16 protein-coding genes are annotated in these 18293 nt (G+C 66.1%); 10 read left to right on the forward strand and 6 right to left on the reverse strand.

From position 1 onward, the window contains the following. Positions 1 to 602 precede the first annotated feature (602 nt). Positions 603 to 1736: a hypothetical protein gene (locus tag WC969_11710; GenBank protein ID MFA6030512.1), complete on the forward strand. Its 1134-nt coding sequence runs from the start codon at positions 603 to 605 to the stop codon at positions 1734 to 1736. 200 nt (positions 1737 to 1936) lie between these two features. Here the strand turns inward: WC969_11710 and WC969_11715 are convergent, their stop codons facing one another. The 3 genes from WC969_11715 to WC969_11725 form a co-directional block, all read right to left on the reverse strand. After that, complete coding sequence (locus tag WC969_11715; GenBank protein ID MFA6030513.1) at positions 1937 to 3637, reverse strand: hypothetical protein; 1701 nt, start codon at positions 3635 to 3637, stop codon at positions 1937 to 1939. Then, positions 3637 to 4362 carry a hypothetical protein gene (locus WC969_11720; GenBank protein ID MFA6030514.1) on the reverse strand — a complete coding sequence of 242 codons (726 nt, stop codon included), beginning with the start codon at positions 4360 to 4362 and terminating at the stop codon, positions 3637 to 3639. The genes WC969_11715 and WC969_11720 overlap by 1 nt, the downstream gene beginning before the upstream one ends. Positions 4363 to 4425: 63 nt before the next feature. Next, positions 4426 to 5103: a hypothetical protein gene (locus WC969_11725; protein ID MFA6030515.1), complete on the reverse strand. Its 678-nt coding sequence runs from the start codon at positions 5101 to 5103 to the stop codon at positions 4426 to 4428. A gap of 533 nt (positions 5104 to 5636) precedes the next feature. On the opposite strand from WC969_11725, the gene WC969_11730 reads away from it, so the two are divergent. Genes WC969_11730 through WC969_11760 form a run of 7 tightly spaced genes read left to right on the forward strand, consistent with a single transcriptional unit; the run spans position 5637 to position 12037 of the window. Next, positions 5637 to 5936 (forward strand): cell division protein ZapA, encoded by a 300-nt coding sequence (locus WC969_11730; GenBank protein MFA6030516.1) that lies wholly within the window; start codon positions 5637 to 5639, stop codon positions 5934 to 5936. Positions 5937 to 5989: 53 nt separating this feature from the next. Continuing rightward, a complete protein-coding gene (locus tag WC969_11735) occupies positions 5990 to 7237 on the forward strand; it encodes a replication-associated recombination protein A (GenBank protein MFA6030517.1) in 1248 nt (415 codons plus the stop codon). Between the two features lie 56 nt (positions 7238 to 7293). After that, complete coding sequence (gene xseA / locus WC969_11740; protein MFA6030518.1) at positions 7294 to 8562, forward strand: exodeoxyribonuclease VII large subunit; 1269 nt, start codon at positions 7294 to 7296, stop codon at positions 8560 to 8562. Beyond that, entirely contained in the window at positions 8559 to 8810 is a 252-nt protein-coding gene (gene xseB, locus WC969_11745; protein ID MFA6030519.1) for an exodeoxyribonuclease VII small subunit, read from the forward strand. The genes xseA and xseB overlap by 4 nt, the downstream gene beginning before the upstream one ends. After that, positions 8800 to 9885 (forward strand): ATP-dependent 6-phosphofructokinase, encoded by a 1086-nt coding sequence (locus WC969_11750; protein ID MFA6030520.1) that lies wholly within the window; start codon positions 8800 to 8802, stop codon positions 9883 to 9885. Before xseB ends, WC969_11750 begins: the two co-directional genes overlap by 11 nt. A 44-nt stretch (positions 9886 to 9929) precedes the next feature. After that, the gene (locus tag WC969_11755) at positions 9930 to 11111 is read left to right on the forward strand and encodes a 4Fe-4S binding protein (protein ID MFA6030521.1); all 1182 of its coding nucleotides are present in this window, start codon (positions 9930 to 9932) and stop codon (positions 11109 to 11111) included. Next, a complete protein-coding gene (locus WC969_11760) occupies positions 11108 to 12037 on the forward strand; it encodes a fumarylacetoacetate hydrolase family protein (protein ID MFA6030522.1) in 930 nt (309 codons plus the stop codon). Before WC969_11755 ends, WC969_11760 begins: the two co-directional genes overlap by 4 nt. 286 nt (positions 12038 to 12323) lie before the next feature. On the opposite strand, the gene WC969_11765 is transcribed toward WC969_11760, so the two are convergent. Next, entirely contained in the window at positions 12324 to 13205 is an 882-nt protein-coding gene (locus WC969_11765) for an OmpA family protein (protein ID MFA6030523.1), read from the reverse strand. Positions 13206 to 13355: 150 nt separating this feature from the next. Between WC969_11765 and WC969_11770 the strand changes: the two genes are divergently transcribed. Together WC969_11770 and WC969_11775 are read left to right on the forward strand one after the other, a co-directional pair. Then, on the forward strand, positions 13356 to 14552 hold the full coding sequence (locus tag WC969_11770) for an aminopeptidase (protein ID MFA6030524.1): 1197 nt from the start codon (positions 13356 to 13358) through the stop codon (positions 14550 to 14552). A gap of 68 nt (positions 14553 to 14620) precedes the next feature. Continuing rightward, positions 14621 to 15670, forward strand: coding sequence for a hypothetical protein (locus tag WC969_11775; GenBank protein ID MFA6030525.1), 1050 nt, complete (start codon positions 14621 to 14623; stop codon positions 15668 to 15670). 57 nt (positions 15671 to 15727) lie between these two features. On the opposite strand, the gene WC969_11780 is transcribed toward WC969_11775, so the two are convergent. Then, entirely contained in the window at positions 15728 to 17173 is a 1446-nt protein-coding gene (locus WC969_11780) for a glucoamylase family protein (GenBank protein ID MFA6030526.1), read from the reverse strand. Between the two features lie 80 nt (positions 17174 to 17253). Next, a complete protein-coding gene (locus WC969_11785; protein ID MFA6030527.1) occupies positions 17254 to 18201 on the reverse strand; it encodes a DMT family transporter in 948 nt (315 codons plus the stop codon). Positions 18202 to 18293 lie beyond the last annotated feature (92 nt).

Genomic DNA, 18293 nt, shown 5'->3' on the forward strand with positions numbered 1-18293 from the left:
CGTGGAGGAAAGACTACAACGACGAACGGCCGCACAGCTCTCTCGGTGGCTTAACGCCTCGAGAGTATGCTGAGATTCATCTTAGGAACTCACAGCTGGCCGTGGCCTGAAAGGCGGGGAGACGTCGAGGCTGCATGTCTGGGATTCGGAAGGGAAAGAACTCTCTCAGCTGCCATTACCACAGAAACCCTTTCAGACTGGGTGGACTGCTTTAGAATACGTCCCGGCCTGGTTGCCCGAGAGCAACGGACTCACTGTATTCTTCCAAGGAGAGAACGGAAAAATCTCCGCAAAGAAGATGACGGCCGCTGAGCTGGGTCTTCCGTAAGTGCGCGCATGACATCGGCTTGAGCCGGCGGGCGCAGGCGAGGCGAGCTTTAGGTTCCCCCTACCCCTTACCCCTTCCCCGCGGGGAAGGGGAGTTAGGGAAACGGAGGGACACCTGTAGCGGTGCCTGGGGTCAACTTAGTGGACTTACTGGAATAGTTGGAGTGAGGCGGGCGGGATTTGTAGGGCGCGGCGGAGCGACGAGGTTTAGATTGCCCAATTCGGACCCTTATCCTTTCCCAGTCTTAAGATTGGAGATGAAATAGACGACGCTCATGAAGAAACTCCTGCCCGTTTCCGTTTTCATCTTCTTGTTCCTCACCCCTCCCTTTTCGTTCTCTGAGTCGGTGAAAAGCGGGATCTCGCTCGACAAGAAGAAGTGGGAAAATGTTTTCGTCGGGCATTATGGGGAGACGCTCCGGTTTAATTTCGATTACACGGCGGAGGCAGAACTCCATGGTGAAATAGAGGTCGTTCGCTTTCACCAAAGGAATGTTGATTCCGAAAACTTACTCTCGCCGCTCATTCGAGTCCGGCCTGAGGAGTATGTCCCCGAAAACTTCACGCGCATGCGGTTGATGCAGCTCATGGTCATCCCCAAGAATGTGCCGGGGGGGATCGGGTCGCTTGCAGAGCTAAAGCTCGCCAAAGATAAGGAACTCGCCAGGTCTGGAGTGGGTTACGAGGTAATGACCGATGACGTCATTTGGCCGCCCGATACTTTTTGGGTTTCCATCTCTACCCCGTATCAGCTTTTTCAACGCTACACGCAGAGCGACAGGCACATTTTCATCCTCACGGTGGGAGAGAACAAACAGGATATCCCGCTCACGCGGCTGGCGGAGACGGCATCCAACAGCCTGTGTCTCTACCTGCGTGGATTCAACCGACAACTCGGAGACTCGCACTTGGTCTACCGGGATCCCTTTGTCTGGATGTTGATGCTGCTGTTCTATGTGCCCGCCGGAATCTTCGCTCTGCTGCCGGGGCGTCGACGCTGGCTGCAGCGACTGCGCCTTGCGGGCAGGTCCACGCTCCTCTTTTCCAGCATGCTCGCGTTCATCGGCTGGGTGTTCATCCTGATCGGGTGGCGCTACAAATTGGATCGCTGGCTCAATGATGGGAGCGCGTGGATGCTCTCGTCGCTTCTTATGCCGTGGGTGTGCCGTGCGGCATCGATCCATCTGAAGGGACGGCGTCCTTGGCGTGTGTTCTTCTGGACAGCTCTCCCTTCCCTGTTTGCCGGGGTAGGCGCCTTGGCGCTCATGCTCGATTACGCCGGAGGCGACATGCATCTTTCCGGCGACGTCAATTTCGGCTTCGCCATGCTGCTCCAGATGGCGTTGGGGGCGGCTTGCGGGCTCCTGCTCGGGTTGGCACACGATCCGGAGCGTGAAGCTCCACGGTGACTGGGGTCAACTTAGTGGACTTACTGGAATAGTTGGAGTGAGGCGGGCGCAGGCAAGGTGAACTGAGGTCCCCCCTCCCCCAGCCCCCTCCCGCGGGAAGGGGAGATAGGGAAACGGGAGCACACTTGTAGCGGGGAAGGCGGGCGGGATTCTCTGATAGAAATCGTTCTACACGGAGACTGACTCAGAGCGCGAGCGCTTCATAGCCTGCGTAAGATCTCAGGCAAAGTCTTCAAGTGAATAGGCCGCCCCTCCCATCGGCTGCCGTCGTTCCCCCGATCGATCTCACCTCCGTCGGATGGAGAGTCATTATTGCTGCCGCTGCTGCTGGAGGGAGACTCCTTCGGATGATAAGTCGACTCGAACTGCCGGACAAGGCCCTTGATGTCGCCGTAGCTTGAATTACGCCCCTTGCCGGCATCGTGGTTCATCTTGAAAATCAAATATTCAACGCAGGCACGCATATCCGAGTCTCCCACCTCAGAGAGAACCGTTGTAAGATCCTGCTGGGGATTCAAGCGATCCCAATATTCGCCCACAGCATCCATGCCGTCATTGCAGGAAGACGAAAAGATCCCCGGGTCACGGTTCATGCAAGCATTCGCCAGCATCATGCCGACTTTTATCTGCGCCAAACGAGTCTGCTGATCGAGACCCGAGTACCACCTCAGGCTCCATCGAAACCCCGTATCCTTTTGTCGGAAAAGACCCTTCTGAGGTTCGAGCGTATCAAAGCCGCAAGAGTCCGCCGCCGCCCGAACATCCTGCTGGAACTGTCGCTGCGTCTGTTGAGCTTCAGTGACCTTCTTCCCCAGTTTGTTGATGCTCCCCATAATGTTCCGGGCAGTCTCCAACTCCCGATCCTTGCTCGACTCTACCTGTCGATTAGAAATCGTGTTCCCGAGCTCACGGGCCCGGGCCAACAGCTTCTTCGCAATCTCGCGTTCGATGAATTCACTGGCGACATCATTCTCCGCCTGCGCATCTAAGGCGCGTATTTGTGCAAACTCCTCCGGAGTGTTCGCGATTTTCAATGGGTATTTCCCATTCGCATCGAGCCCGCCGATAGCGATGTGGCGACAGTCACTGTCCATGTTCCGAGGCTGCTTGCAGCCCCGACGTTCCAATTCCTTGAACCGCGTTTCGAGCTGTGAACTCTCCTCCTCCAATCGCTTCTGCACGAATGAAAGAGCAGAATAGAAAGGCTTGTCTGTTCCTGCATTCAAATTGATGTCTTTCAGCCCGAATATATCGGCAGATTTCAGAGTCGCCTCAAAGGCAGATTTCTCATCCTCTTCCCCGACCATCCGATCACCTGCGCCTGGCGTGATGCTGTTCAGAAAATGGACATGCTCGTGATGAATCGTCGCAGCCAAAAAACCCATTCCATGGATGAATGCTTCCGGACGGATCAGACTCGCCCCGTCAGAGTAATGTTCTCCATAAATTTCACCCCCATTCTTGGCTGCAGATATTCCCCTCTTTTTAAACTCTTCTGATTCTTTTCGCACCTCATATCGCGCGAGGGGAATCGTGCAGACTGGAGTGAACTGTATCTGCTGCCTGTACGCGCTGGAACGAGGATCGATCGCTACCCCTTGTTCTTGGCGATACTCGTCCATCCCATAGGCCTTCATCGCGACATGAATGGCCTTGTTGAATTCAGCGACGATCTCATCGGAATGACGTTTAGCAGCTCGCTTGTACTCTCCTTTCACTGAAGGATCCGTTGCCGCTTCAAATTCCCGATTCGCTTTGAATAGTTCTTCCTGCGCTCCGCGCATCTTGGCGATGTGCGAATCGTAAATGCGCTCCATTTCCGGAGTTGGTTTGCGAATCGCGTGCGCAGGCGTACAAAGACCGCAGATGAGGAATGAGAACAGGACCGATCCGCTGCGCATCAGGGAACGACCTCCACATCGATCCACGGGGTCTTCATGAGAACTGCGCCGGCGGTTCCAGATGCAGACCTCTTGCGTTTTGAAAGAGAATTCCCCAGCCAGGAATAATCATAGACCAGACGCAACTTGTACTTGTGCGCGACCGTCAGGCAATAAGACGAGAGATCGAAGAAATCGGCCGGATTCGATGAGTGGTTCTTCGTCTGCATCGAACGCTGTTCGATCATTTCAGCGGTCGGCCTCGCCGTCAGTTGGCCTCCCGGCGTGAGCCGGTGAACGATCGGAGACGCGGCAGCCTGAGCGATATCCCTTCTTAGAAGCGCCTCGCCTCGATCGCGATCCGGCATAAGATCAGAGAAGTCGCACGTGGATTGCTTCAACACTCGCCCAGCCCTCATCAATTCGAAATAGATTCCATGCTTCAAATCGCCCTGTTCCGTCAAATGAGCCTGTGAAGGTTCTGTAAACAACCAATCGCTGATGCGGAGCTCTTCCTTGCCGACGTTCTTAAGGATGATCTGACATCCCAAGAACTCCTCGGGCTTGATCTTGGTCTTGTACACCCGCAAGGTCATGGCCAAGGGATACGAGGAAACGCTGACCTCGACCTCGGCCTTTCCCCCTGTGGAGACAGCGACCGCGCCCTTCGGGGTGTTCATCCGCAAATCAAGGGCACTGGCCGGAACAGGCTCTGCAGCCATGCTGGGCAACGCCCATCCGAGCATGCAAGCCATGACATATATACCCGCGAAAAATCGAATAGTCATATCTGCCTCAGTAGCAAACACTCATAGGCTTTCCGGAAATACTTTGAAGTGCAGCAGCCCCTTACGTTGGAACTCCGGATCATTCGGCGAGATGAAATTGAAAATCTTTTTCACCGACTGAAACAACTCCTTCATCGTTTCCTCATCTGCAGGCTTTTCCGGCTCGCCCTCAGGTCCTATCAGGGCCCCTCCACTAAAACTTCCACTCCCCGAAGGACTTCGTTCATAAATGAAGAACATCCTGGGTTTATTGATCGTGATTATATCTCCGAGGGCTGGATCGACACGGTCAAAATACACATCGATCACCAATTCTCCGAAACTTACTTCCGCCCTATGAAGACATCCTTGCGAACTCAATTTCTCAAGTCCCGGGATTACTGAAGCAAATTCCCCGTCATTCGCTCGCATGGCATTCATCACTCGATCGAAATTGTCTTCCTGGTAGTACGCCAGCCGATAGGGAGACTCAGGACGGGAGAATCGGCGGGGCCATATCTCGCGGCCCCCTCCGACAGAGGGGACATCGAAGGACACCTTATCCGCGTGAAGCCAGGGAATTGCGGTGAAATCCATTGAAAAATCTCGTGCTCCACGGGGAGCACCAAAACCTGCATGCGGGGATAAAAGTACGGCTAAAAGGCTCAAAAAAGATGCTCGGGAAAGGATACGCATGGCTGCCTCTCTAAAAAGATTCATGACCGTTCGATTGTAACTCCATCCCCCGATGCTGCACGTGAGTACAATGGGCCTGGTTCCCCTGTCAAAGGTCCTGTAATCAGGTAGGACTCCGGTCTTGCGCATACTATCGAGCAGTCACCAAAGAACGGTGAGCAATCAGGGCGTGGGTCTGGCGGCGGCAGGTTCGATTTAACCAGGTGTGGGGTCTGGAACTGGGAGGTGTGCGCTAGGGACGCGCACACCTCCCAGTGGCTCCACCGCCCCCCCGCCCGCCGGGGCGGTTCACTGCGGCTATCTCGACCAGCAGTGGAAGTCCCTTCATTCCCCCCCCGCCCACCATCTGTCGCCGCCGCGCTCGCCCGGCCGATCGGTAATCGGCCAGGGGGAGCGCGGTTCCCTCGCTCCGGAGAGGAAACTGAGTCCCATCCCTTTACCGCTACCTAGCACACAAAGGGGCTCGCCCCCACCCTGCCCTCCCCGTGGGGGAGGACAGTGAGGAAGCTCGAGGGGGGCCCTCCAAAAGTGGCATAATCTCCTCGTAGGAGCCCCCAATGATCAACGAAAAAGTACCGGTTGAGATCTTCCGGCGCAAGCTCAGTATTGAGATGGAGGGGCTCACGCCGCTGGAGATCCAGATGCTGGCCCAGACGGTGGACGAGCGGATGAAGGAGATCCAGAAGCTCACGGGCGTCGTGGACTCCTCGAAGCTGGCCATCCTCGCGGCGATGGAGTTCGCGGCCGACATCCACAAGATGCGCGAGCAGGTGGACACCTTCGGCCGCGCCGAGAAGAAGAAGTTCGACGAGATGTCCGTCCTCCTCAACACGGCGACGGGGGCGAAGGCCCCTTGAACGGGCTCTTCGTCGAGGAGACCCCTCTCAAGGACCGGCCGCTGGCGGCGCGCATGGCGCCGCGCACCCTGGACGAATTCGTGGGCCAGGGCCACATCCTCGGCCCGGGCAAGCTCCTGCGGCGCCTGATCGAGGCCGACCGCGTCTCCTCCCTGCTCTTCTACGGCCCCCCCGCCACCGGCAAGACCGCGCTCGCGCGAGTCATCGCGGCCCGCGGCAAGGCGGTCATGGCCGAGCTCAACGCCGTCGCGGCCGGGGTCGCGGACCTGAAGAAGGCCGTCGAGACCGCGAAGATGCGGCTCTCCTCGGGGGTCCGCACCCTCCTCTTAGTCGACGAGATCCACCACTTCAACCGCACCCAGCAAGACGTGCTCCTCCCCTACGTCGAGCGCGGCGACGTCATCCTCATCGGGCTCACGACCGAGAACCCCTCTTTCTACGTCAACGCGGCCCTCCTCTCGCGATTTACCGCCTTCGAGTTCAAGCCGCACCCGGTCGAAGACCTCGGCCTCATCCTCGAGCGGGCCCTGGCCGACTCCGAGCGGGGGCTCGGCGCCATGGCGCTCGCGCTCGACGACGACGCCCGCTCCCACCTGCTCTCGACCGCAGGCGGGGACGCGCGGCGCCTGCTCAACGCGCTCGAGCTCGCCGCGCTGACCACCCCGCTCGGCATGGACGCCAAGCGCCGCGTCACCCTCGCGGTGGCCGAGGAGTCCATCCAGCGCCGCTCCGTGCGCTACGACCGCTCCTCCGACGAGCACTACGACCACATCTCCGCCTTCATCAAGTCCATGCGCGGCTCGGACCCCGACGCGGCCCTCTACTGGATGGCCAAGATGCTCGAGGCCGGCGAGGACCCCCGCTTCATCGCGCGGCGCCTCCTCATCTGCGCGAGCGAGGACGTCGGCAACGCGGACTTCCGGGCCCTGCTCGTGGCCGGGGCGGCCTTCCAGGCCGTCGAGTTCCTCGGCATGCCCGAGTGCCGCATCCCGCTCGCCCAGGCCGTCACCTACGTCGCCTGCGCGCCCAAGTCGAACGCCGCGTACATGGCCGTCGACGCCGCCCTTCAGGAAGTGAAGAACGGCCCGGTGCGCGAGGTGCCGCTGCACCTGCGCGACGCGAACATGGACTCGAAGTCGCGCGGCCACGGGGTGGGCTACAAGTACCCCCACGATTTCCCCGGAGGCTGGACCCCGCAGGAGTACATGCCCAAGCCGATCCGGTTCTACGAGCCGGGCGAAGAGGGCGACGAGGCCCGCATCGCCAAGCGCCTCAAGGAACTGCGGAGCAAAAACAAGTGAGCCCCCGCCGCCCCGACGAAGCCGAGCTGCCGTTCTCGAGCTCCCCGTCCGGGCCCTTGTCCACGGGCCCGGACAAGCCGTTGACCGTCACGGAACTCAGCCGGGGTCTTCGCGACCTCCTCGAGGCGGGCTTCCCCGACGTCTGGGTGGCCGGCGAGCTCTCCATGCCCAAGACCTACGACTCCGGGCACACCTACTTCACTTTAAAAGACGCCGAGGCCCAGCTCCCCGCCGTGCTCTTCCGCGGGGCCGCGGGCGGCGTGCGCTTCAAACTCGAGCACGGGCTCGAGGTGCTCGCGCGCGGGCGGGTCAGCCACTACGCGGGCTCCGGGCGCACCCAGCTCATCGTCTCCGAGCTGCGCCCCAAGGCCATGGGCGCGCTCCAGCTCGCCTTCGAGCAGCTCAAGAAGAAGCTCGAGGCCGAAGGGCTCTTCGACCCGGCCCGCAAGCGCCCGCTGCCCCCCATGCCCGAGCGCATCGGCCTGGTGACCTCGCGCCAGGGCGCGGCCCTGCGCGACATGCTCACGATCCTGCGGCGCCGCTTCACGGGGCTCCACATCCGGCTCATCCCCGTGGCCGTGCAGGGCGAGGGCGCCGCGGCCCAGATCGCGCGCGCCATCGAGGACTTCAACGAGCAGTTCCCCGACACCGAGGTGCTCCTCGTCGGCCGCGGCGGCGGCTCGCTCGAGGACCTCTGGGCCTTCAACGAGGAGCCCGTCGCCCGCGCCATCGCCGCCTCGGTCATCCCCGTGGTCTCCTGCGTGGGCCACGAGACCGACTTCACCATCGCCGACTTCGTCGCCGACCTGCGCGCCCCGACCCCTTCGGCCGCGGCCGAGCTCGTCGTCCCCGAGAAGGCCGCGCTCGTCTCGACGCTCGAGGACGCGCGCCGGCGCCTGCGCCTGGCCCTGGCCGGGCTCGTGCGCGAGCGCGAGGAGCGCCTGCGCCGCCTCGCCGCCTCCCCGCGCCTGCGCGACCCGCGCCGCCTCTACGAGGAGGCCGCCCAGCGCCTCGACGGCCTTTCCGAGCGGCTCCCCAACGGCCTGCGGGGCCTCGCCCAGCGCCTCGAGGAGCGCCTCGGCCGCGCCGACCTCTTCGCTCTCACGCGCGCCGTCCAGACGCGCCTCTCGCACGCCGGCAAGGACCTGGCGCTGCAGGCCGGACGCCTCAACGCGCTCAGCCCGCTCGCCGTGCTCTCGCGGGGCTACGCCATCGCCCTGCGCGCCGACGGCCGCGCCGTCCGCCGCGCCGCGGAGGTCGCCCCCGGCGACCGCATCCGCGTGAAGGTCCACGACGGGGAGTTCCCCGCGGAGGTCAAAGCATGAAGCCCGCCAAGAAGGAAGGGACGGAGAATTTCGAGAAGGGCCTCGACCGGCTCGAAGAGGTCGTCCGACAGCTCGAGACCGGCGAGAAGGGCCTCGAGGACTCGCTGAAGCTCTTCGAGGACGGCGTGCGGCTCTCCGGCGAGCTGAGCCGCCGGCTGGAACAGGTCAAGCACCGCGTCGAAGTCCTCATCAAAGAGGGCGGCCGCCTCAAGGCGGAACCGCTCCAGGGAGAGAACGATGGAGAATAGACCGGCGATCGGCATTTTGACGGGCGGCGGCGACTGCCCCGGCCTCAACGCGGTCATCCGCGCGGTCGTGAAGGCCGCGCGCTACCGCGGCTGGCGCACGATCGGATTTAAGGGCGGCTACGAAGGCCTCCTGAGCCCCGTGCACACCATGGCGCTCGACTACCACGACATGGGCGGCATGCTCGTCACCGGCGGGACCATCCTCGGCACCTCCAACCGCGGCCGCTTCGCCGCGAAGACCGGCAAGGGCGAGACCCACATGATCTCCGACGCGATCCTGGCCGAGGCCTGCGCGAACGTGAAGACGCTCGGGCTCATCGGCCTCGTCTGCGTGGGCGGCGACGGCTCGCTGACCATCGCCCAGCAGCTCTTCGAGAAGGGCGTCCCCGTCGTGGGCGTCCCCAAGACCATCGACAACGACCTCGAGTGCACGGTCGCGACCTTCGGCTTCGACTCGGCCGTGGCCACCGCCACCGACGCGCTCGACCGCCTCCACACCACGGCCGAGAGCCACAACCGCGTCATGGTGCTCGAGGTCATGGGCCGCCACGCGGGCTGGATCGCCGCCTCGGCCGGCATCTCGGGCGGCGGCGACGTCATCCTCATCCCGGAGATCCCGTTCACCTTCGAGAAGGTCTGCGCGAAGATCCACGAACGCGAGCGCTCGGGCAAGCGCTTCACCCTCGTCGTCGTCGCCGAGGGCGCCAAGCTCAAGGGCGGCGAGCTCGTCACCCAGGGCGAGGCGGCCGACCGCGAGGTGCGCCTGGGCGGCATCGGCGCCCTCGTCGCCTCCGAGATCGAGAAGCGCACCGGCAAGGAGACCCGCGTCTGCGTGCTCGGGCACCTCCAGCGCGGCGGCGGGCCGACGAGCTTCGACCGCCTGCTCTGCACGCGCTTCGGCGCGCACGCCGTGGACCTCATCGCGGAGAAGCGCTTCGGACGCATGGTGGCCCTGCGCCCGCCGACGACGGTGGACGTGCTCATCACCGAGGCCATCGGCCGCCTGCGCACCGTCCCCATCGACGGCGACCTCGTCCAGACCGGCCGGGCGCTCGGCGTCAGCTTCGGAGACTAGCAGGAGATTTCCCCAGAGGGGGAATCTCCTGCTGGGTCTGCTCCATGACTGAAAAGAACTCCCCGGCGAGAGTGTCCGGGGCCGGCGTCCCGGACCCGGACACTCTGGTCCGGCTCATCGCGCGGCTCGACGCCTATCCGGTCGGACTGCCGGACACGCCGGATGTGCGCGAGCTCCTCGCGCTCTTCCTGAGCGCGGAGGAGGCCGAGCTCGCCGCCGTCTTCCCCCTCTGCGAGAGCACCCCCGGGGAGCTGGCCCGGCGGGTGAAGTGGCCGAAGGAGCGCGTCGAGCGCGTCCTCGAGGCCCTCGGGGAGAAGGGCGCGGCGCTCGACTTCCCCCTCGGAGGGAAGACCTACTGGCTCCTCACCCCCTCCGTCGTCGGGCTCGTGGAGTTCAGTCTCATGAAGCTCCACGCCGGCATCCCGCTCGAGCGCATCGCGCGCATCCTCGAGCGCTGCCACGACGAGGAGCGCTTCTGGAACGAGGTCTTCGGCTCGAAGACGCCGCTGGCCCGCACGCTCGTGGGGGCCGACATCCCCGTGACCTCGCGGGTGGCCACCTACGCCCAGGTCGAGAAGGTGGTGCGCGCGGCGGGCTACGGCGCGGTGCAGACCTGCTACTGCCGCCACAAGGAGCAGCTTCTGGGCCGGAGCTGCCGCCTCGCCTCGCACGAGGGCACCTGCATGAGCCTCGGCCGGGCCGCCGACTTCGTGGTGCGCCGCGGCTTCGGCCGCCGCGCGGAGGCCGACGAGCTCCTCGCGCTCATCCGCTCGCTCGGGGAGAAAGGCCTCATCCACGTCACCGACAACGTGCGCGAGGAGCCCAGCTTCATCTGCAACTGCTGCGGCTGCTGCTGCGGATTCCTGACCGGGGTGCGCAAGGGGCTCCCCCACGCGCTCCACCCCTCCCCCGTGCTCGCCCGAGTCGACGAGGAGCGCTGCGCGGCCTGCGGCGCGTGCGCGAAGCTCTGCCAGATCGGCGCCGTGCGCGCGGAGAAGGGCGCGAAGGCGCGCGTCAACGACGGACTCTGCCTCGGCTGCGGCGCCTGCCTGCGCGCCTGCCGCAAGGACGCCCTTTCGCTCGTCGAGCGGACGCGCGCGCCGCACGTCCCGAAGAACGCGGCCACCAAGTTCGTGCGCATGGCCTGGGAGAAGGGCCGCTTCTGGAACATCGTCCGCGACAACCTGCGCGTGCGCGCCGGCCGCCTGCTCCGGAGGGATGGATGAAGCTGCTCATGGCGCGGTGCGGAGGGCGGACCTTCTTCGGCGCGGCCGACGAGCGCGGCGTCCTCGACGTGCGCTCCGTCTGGCCCGAGGGCCCCGCGAGCGTGCTCGCGGCGCTCGAGGGCGGGCCGCTCTGCCATGAGATGCTCAAGGAGCTCCTGCGCGGGGAGGCCGCCCGCATCCCCTTCTCGGAGGTGACGCTCCTCTCGCCGCTCCCCCGGCCGCCCAAGCTCATCGGCCTCGCCGTCAACTACGTCGAGCATCACAAGGAGTTCCACCGCGGGCACTCCCTGCCGGCCGACCCGAAGGCGCGCACGACCCCGCGCCCCTTCCTCATGCCCTCCACCTGCGTCCTGGGCCCCGGCGAGACGGTCCCCTGGCCGGGCTTCAGCCGCCAGATCGACTACGAGGTCGAGCTCGCCGCCGTCATCGGCGCGCGCTGCAAGGACCTCACGCCCGAGACGGCGCGCGCCTGCGTCGCCGGCTACACGGTCGCCAACGACGTCTCCGCGCGCAGCGTGACGCACGCCGAGGGCCGCGAGAAGCGGCCCAAGGACGACTTCTTCGACTGGCTGCACGGCAAGTGGGCCGACGGCTTCTGCCCGCTCGGGCCCTGGGTCGCCACCGCCGACGAGGTCGGTGACCCGCGGGACCTGCGCCTCGAGCTCTGGGTGGGCCCGGAAAAGCGCCAGGACGAGACGACCGCCGCGATGATCTTCGACGTCTACGAGCTCGTCGCCTTCTGCAGCCGGCTCATGACCCTCGAGCCCGGCGACGTCATCGCCACCGGCACCCCCTCGGGGGTGGGCTTCCCGCAGGGGAAGCTGCTGGAGCCCGGCAGCGTGGTGCGCTGCCGCATCGAGAAGGTCGGCGAGCTCGTCAACACGATGGGCCCCGCGCCGGACGACTACTACACGCCTCTAAGATAGGGCCCTCCCCCGAGGCGGGCCTTTAGCCCCATGTCGATTTTCGGGGCATCTGCTAACATCCGAATCCGCGCCGAGGAACGCCTCCGTCCGAGGAGTCTCTCATGTCCGTGCATGACGCCCCGCCGACCGTCGACGACCACCCGAAGACCTGCCCCTGCCTCGTCTGCTATTGCCTCCGGCTTCAGGACCTGCGCCGGCGGCGTTCCCCCAACTGACCTGAAAAATCCGGCGCCCGTCCTTTCGGACGACGATCCACGATCGTGGGCGACGGATTTTTCAGGTCGTACTAAGAACGTTTAAGGACGACGACCTCGACGCGCCGGTTCTGGGCGCGTCCGTCGGCCGTCTCCTCGGAGGCGAGCGGGCGGGTGGAGCCGAGGCCTTCGTAGCTCAGGCGCGCGGGGTCGATGCCGTTGTCGACGAGGTGCCGGTAGACGAGGAAGGCCCTGCGCCGCGAGAGCTCGAGGTTGCGCGCGGCCGAGCCGCTCGAGTCGGTGTGCCCGCGCACGACGACGCGGTTGGCGGGCCGCCCGCGCAGGAAGGTCACGATCTCTCCGAGCATCGGCAGGGCCGCGGGCGCGAGCTCGGCGCGGCCGGGCGGGAAGATGTTCACCTCGAGGATGCGAAGGACGAGCCCCTCGTCGGTGTAGCGCAGCCCGAGCCCCGCCGCCAAGAGCGCGCGGATCGTCAGCGGCGTGAAGACGCTCACCGTCGTGTTCGGCGTGCGGTGCAGGCGCCCCCCCGCGTCGAGCCACACGAACTGGGCCTGATAGAAGCCGTCGGGCAGGGCCTCGCCCTTCTCGTCGAGGCGCGACCAGGGGAAGCGCGAGGACTCGGGGACCCCGCGGCCCTGGATGTGCGCCACCTTGCGCCCGTCCGAGGCGCTGATGCGGATCTGCCAGATGCGCATGTCGGAGAAGTCCTGCGGCTCCGGCTCGATGGGCAGGAAGTCCTCGGGCTCGTCCTTGCTCAGGTGGAAGGTCACGGGCGCGTCGATGCCCGACTCCCCGATGGTGAGGCGCTCCTCGGTGCTCAGGCGCAGGCGGGCGTCGAGGAGGGGCGCCCCGGTGACGACGGGCTGCGCCGGGAGGACGACGAGGAAAGCGGCGCAGACGAGAAGAGCGGAGACGAGGACGGAGAGGGTGCGTCGGGATGGGTTTCGTTCCATAGATACTCTGCCGGCTCGGCGCGCCCGGATCCATGCGCCGCAAGAGTCTCCATCCCGCCCGACTCGACTCATTATACCACACCCGAAGACGAGGGAATTCCGGGTCGTTTTCGAGTATCATACGCGAAGATCCCGCCTGGAGGGAACATGATCTTCACCCCCGCTCAGCTCGAACGCTACGCCGACACGCTCCTCTGGGGCATCACCACCGCCCGCCCCTCCTTCCGCAAGGGAGAGAGCGTCCTCATCCGCTTCGACGTCTCCGCGCTGCCCCTCGCCGAGGCCGTGCACCGCAAGACGCTCGAGCGCGGCTGGAACCCCGTCCTGCGCCTGCAGCCCACGCCCGCCATGGAGAAGGACTTCTTCACCCTCGGCGGCTCCGAGCAGCGCCGCTTCGTCCCCGGCGGGGAGAAGGAGCTCTTCGAGTCCCTCCAGGGCCTCATCGCGCTGCGCGGCCCGGCCTCGCTGACGCACCTCAAGAGCGTGGACGCCGGGCGCATCAAGGAGACGACGCTCGCCCGCAAGCCCTACCGCGACATCTTCGACCGCAGCGAGGAGAAGGGCCGCTTCGGCTGGACGCTGTGCACCTACCCGACCGAGGAGCTCGCGCGGCAGGCCGGGCTCACGCTGAAGGCCTACGCGGAGCAGGTCGTGAAGGCCTGCTTCCTCGACGACAAGGACCCGGCGAAGCGCTGGCGGGACATCCACCGGGACGTGATGGGGATCAAGAAGTGGCTCCAGAGCCTCAAGATCCGGACCCTGCGCGTCGAGAGCCGCTCCATGGACCTCGAGGTGAAGCTCGGGGAGCGCCGCCGCTTCCTGGGAATCAGCGGACACAACATCCCCTCCTTCGAGGTGTTCACCTCCCCCGACTGGCGCGGGACCCGGGGCGTCTACTATTCGGACCTGCCCTCCTTCCGCAACGGAAACTACGTGAAAGGCGTCCGCATCGAGTTCAAGAACGGCTCGGCGGCGAAGGTGTCGGCGAAGCAGGGCGAGGATTTTGTGCGCAAGACGCTCGCCACCGATCCCGGGGCGGGACGCCTCGGGGAGTTCTCGCTGACGGATGTGCGCTTCTCGCGCATCGACCGCTTCATGGCCGACACGCTCTTCGACGAGAACTTCGGCGGGCGCCACGGGAACTGCCACGTCGCCGTGGGGAACTCCTACAGCGACACCTTCGACGGGGACCCCGCGCGGCTCACGAAGGCGCTCAAGACGCGCCTGGGCTACAACGAGTCGGCGCTCCACTGGGACCTCGTCAACACCGAGGACAAGCGGGTCAGCGCGGTCACGACCGGCGGGAAGCGCGTCCTCGTCTACGAGAAGGGGCGCTTCGCCTGCTGATGCGCGCTTTACTATCGGCCCTCGTCGCGGGCCATAGCGCGCCGAGGGCGGCGCGAGCGGAGAAAGACATGCGCGCCGTCGCGGGCCATAGCGCGCCGAGGGCGGCGCGAGCGGAGAACTGCCTGCGCGCCGCCCTGTTGCTGGCTTGCGCTCTCGGGGCCGCGCCGCCGCGCGCGCAGGCGGCCGAGCCCGCGTTCTCACCCGCGGAGATCCGCAAGCTGCTCACGGCGCCGGCGGCGAAGCTCGCGCACTATCAATTCGACGCGCGCCGCCCGCTCGCCGACCGCGTAGGGGTCTGCCCCTACTTCCTCCTCAAGACCCTGCGGGAGATGGACGGCCGCCCCGACTACAAGGCCTACACGCTCACCCCCGCCGAACGGACGCTCTTCCTCGGCTACCTCGAGGGCCTGCCGGCGGGGATGCGCCGGACCTTCACGGAGGGCCTCGTCGGCGTCTACTTCGTGAAAGGGCTCATGGGCAACGGCCTCACCTCGTGGGTCTACGACGGCTCGAGCGCGCGCCACGCCTACATCGTGCTCAACCCCGCGGGCTTCGAGCGCCCGCTCTCCGAGACCCTCCGGGAGCGGGAGGCCTCGGTCTTCACGGGAAAGCTCCCCCTGCGCGTCGAGACGGGCTCAGGCGACGAGCGCGGCATCCTCTACTCGCTGCTCCACGAGGGGGCGCACGCCTGCGATTACATCCGCGGCCTCACGCCCTGGGTCGAGCCGTTCATCGTCCACGCCTTCCCCGAGGGGAGGAGTCTCAAGGACTCCTGGGACGTCTGGGCCCGCCACGACCGGCCGCGCCCCGACGCCGACTTCCCCCTGCGCAAGGACCTGCGCTTCTACGGCTTCTCCCCCCCGCTCATCGCGCCCTCCCAGGCGCCGCGCCTCTATCGGGGCTTCGCGGGCTCGCCGTTCGCGTCCCTCTACGGCAGCCGGACCTGGGCCGAGGACGCGGCCGAGCTCGTCGTCTTCCAGCATCTGACGGGGAAGCTGCGTCTGCCCTACGCCATCGTCGTGGGAGAGGGGAAGGAAGCCCTGCGCATCGAGCCGATGAGGTCGCCCAAGGTCCGCCGCCGGGCGGCGCGGCTCTACCGTCTCCTCGAACAACCCTGAAAAATACGGCCTCACGCGCGGAAAAGCGCGGAGGCCGTATTTTTCAAGTGGGTTTGCTCAGCGAGACGACCCGGGAATCCCCGTTGAGGATTCCCGGCCCGACGGCTTGAAGCCGGCCTTCGCGAGGGCGGCCGCGACCTCGGGGTTCTTCATGAACCACTTCCAGACGCCGCCGGAACGCAGGTTCTCCGCGCTCAGCAGCATGATGCCCTGGTCGATGCCGAGGACGTCCGGGTCCACCCAGCCGGTCTGCGGGTTGAAGGCGTCCACGAAGCCGTAGCGGCCATAGGTCTTGTCGCCGTATTTCTCGCGCATGGCGCGGATGGCCGGGATGGAGATGTCCGGCGTGAACATGAGCGAGCCGCCGGCCGCGTTGGGGACCACGGTGCCGTCCATGTCCGGCCCCGCGGGCGGACCGCCCCATGCGCGGTAGCCGTGCTCGCTGTCGGAGGCCGAGAGGCCCCAGACGTCCCCGGAGTACGCGGGGAACTGCTTGCCGAGGTCGAGGCAGTACTGCTTGTGGGCGCGCGTGGCCTCGACCGAGTTCCGGTAGTAGTCGATGCCGTGCCCGTCGCGCATGCCCCTCAGGTCGAGCCAGGCCTGCGAGAACTGGTGGGTGAAGAGCGGGCTCGCGCCCGCGATGTAGTCATGCCCCGCATAGGACATGCGGTCGCGCCGGATGCCGTCCCAGACCTCGCGCCCCACCGGGTGGGTGCGCGAGCCCATGCCGAGCACCAGGAGCAGCGACTCCTCGGCGTAGGTGTCCCAGCGGTAGCGGATGAAGCCTTTCTCCGGGGTCCAGCCGTGCGAGAACTGCGCCTTATCGCCGTCGAGCATCCAGGGGAAGTCCACGCGCTCGTAGATCTCGGAGGCGAGCGCGGCGACCTCCGGGTCGTCGCCGAAGCACTGCCGCACGGTGAGGACGCCCCCGAGCAGGAGCGCGGTGTCGATGGAGGAGACCTCGCTGTCCCAGGCCCGGCTGCCGTCGTCGGCGTGGATGAAGTGGTAGAACCAACCGTTCTTGTGCGGGCTCTCCCGGGCCAGGAAGCGCAGGGTCGCCTTCGTCCGGGCGACGAGGGCCTCGCGCGGCGCCCAGCCGCGCTCCGCCGCCGAGCAGTACGCGCTCAGGCCGAAGCCCGTGGCCGCCATGCTCGCGACCATGCGGCCCGCGGGAGCCGCCCCGCTGGCGGCGGCGCGATCGGCGACGAGACCCGTCTTCGGATCGGACTGTTCCTGGAAGAAGAGGAAGGCGCGCTTGGAGAGGTCCTCGAGGAGCGCCGGATCGTCCTTCGGGATCGGGCTCCCCTGGACCTCGGGGACTCCTCCCGCCGGGACCGCGTCGGCGTCGCCCTTGGCCGCGCTGCCGTCGAAGAGTCCCCCCAGCCGCCCGGCGTCGAGCGGGGCGGACAGGCCGGCGGCGGCCGCCGGGAGGGCGGGCGCCGGCCGGTCCTCCGCAAAGCACGCGGGGACCGCCGCGGCGAGCAGGACCGCGAGGGAGATCATCTACCCTGAGGATAGCCCCGATTCGGGGCCTTTGGACTGGGTCCAAGGGGGCCCCTCGGGATAGGCCCTTTGGGGGTCCCCTAAACGGTGGGGGCCGCGTCGCGGACGGACGCGCGGTCGAAGAGGACTTCGGAGGCGAGCGAGAGGAGGATGAGCAGGGCTCCCGCACCCTGCACGAGCGTCAGGCGCTCGTCGAGGAAGATCCGGCCCCAGACGGTCCCCATCACGGGCTGGATGAAGAGCGTGAGGGCCACGCTCGCCACCGGCGCCTCCCGCAGGGCCGCCATCCAATAGAGGTAGCCGAAGGCGGTTCCGAGCGGCCCCAGCCAGAGCACCGCGAGGACCCCCGAGGTCCCGAGCGCCGAGAACGGCGGAGGGCCGGAGCGGAGGAAGATGACGGCGGTGAGCACGAGGACCCCGATGAGCAGCGCGCTGGCGAAGAGCGCCCCCGGCGGATGGCGGGAGACCAGCTTGCGCCCCACGGCGGAGTAGGCGCCCTCGCCCGCCAGCGAGAGGAGCAGGAGGAGGTTCCCGAACGCGTGGGCGTCGAAGCCCGTCAGCATGCGCTGAGGGGTGAGGCCCGAGAGGAGGGAGAAGCCGGTGAGGGCGAGCGCGAAGCCGAGGAGATGGCGGGGCCCGAGCGGCTCGCGCAGGAGGACCGCCGCGAAGAGCACCGCGATGAGGGGCTCCATGGCCACCACGAGCGCGCCGTCGACCGCGCGGGAGACCGAGAGCCCCGACATCTGCAGCAGCGGCGAGAGCACGAAGGTGAGCAGGCCCAACGCGAGGATCCAGGCGCGGTCCGGGCCGGAGCCGCCGCGCACGAACATCGGCCCGGCGAAGCGCCGCCCTCCGTAGAAGGCGCGCAGCAGCGGCACGGCGAGCGCGTAGGCCGCGAGCGCGCTCGCGTAGCGCAGCCAGACGGCGTGCGCCGGGGAGACGCTCTTCATGACGAACTTCGCCATGGTCGGGTTCGCCGACCAGATGAGGTTGCAGACGACCAGGCCGAGCAGCGTGCCGAGCTTCATCGGCACATACGATACCAATTCCTCCGGAGCCCCCAAAGTGTGTAGGATTCACGTGCCGCCGGCGCGCGCACACCGGCGGCACGGGGAGTGCG

The organism is Elusimicrobiota bacterium, from assembly GCA_041660925.1.
Taxonomy (GTDB): Bacteria; Elusimicrobiota; Elusimicrobia; order UBA1565; family UBA1565; genus JBAZUV01.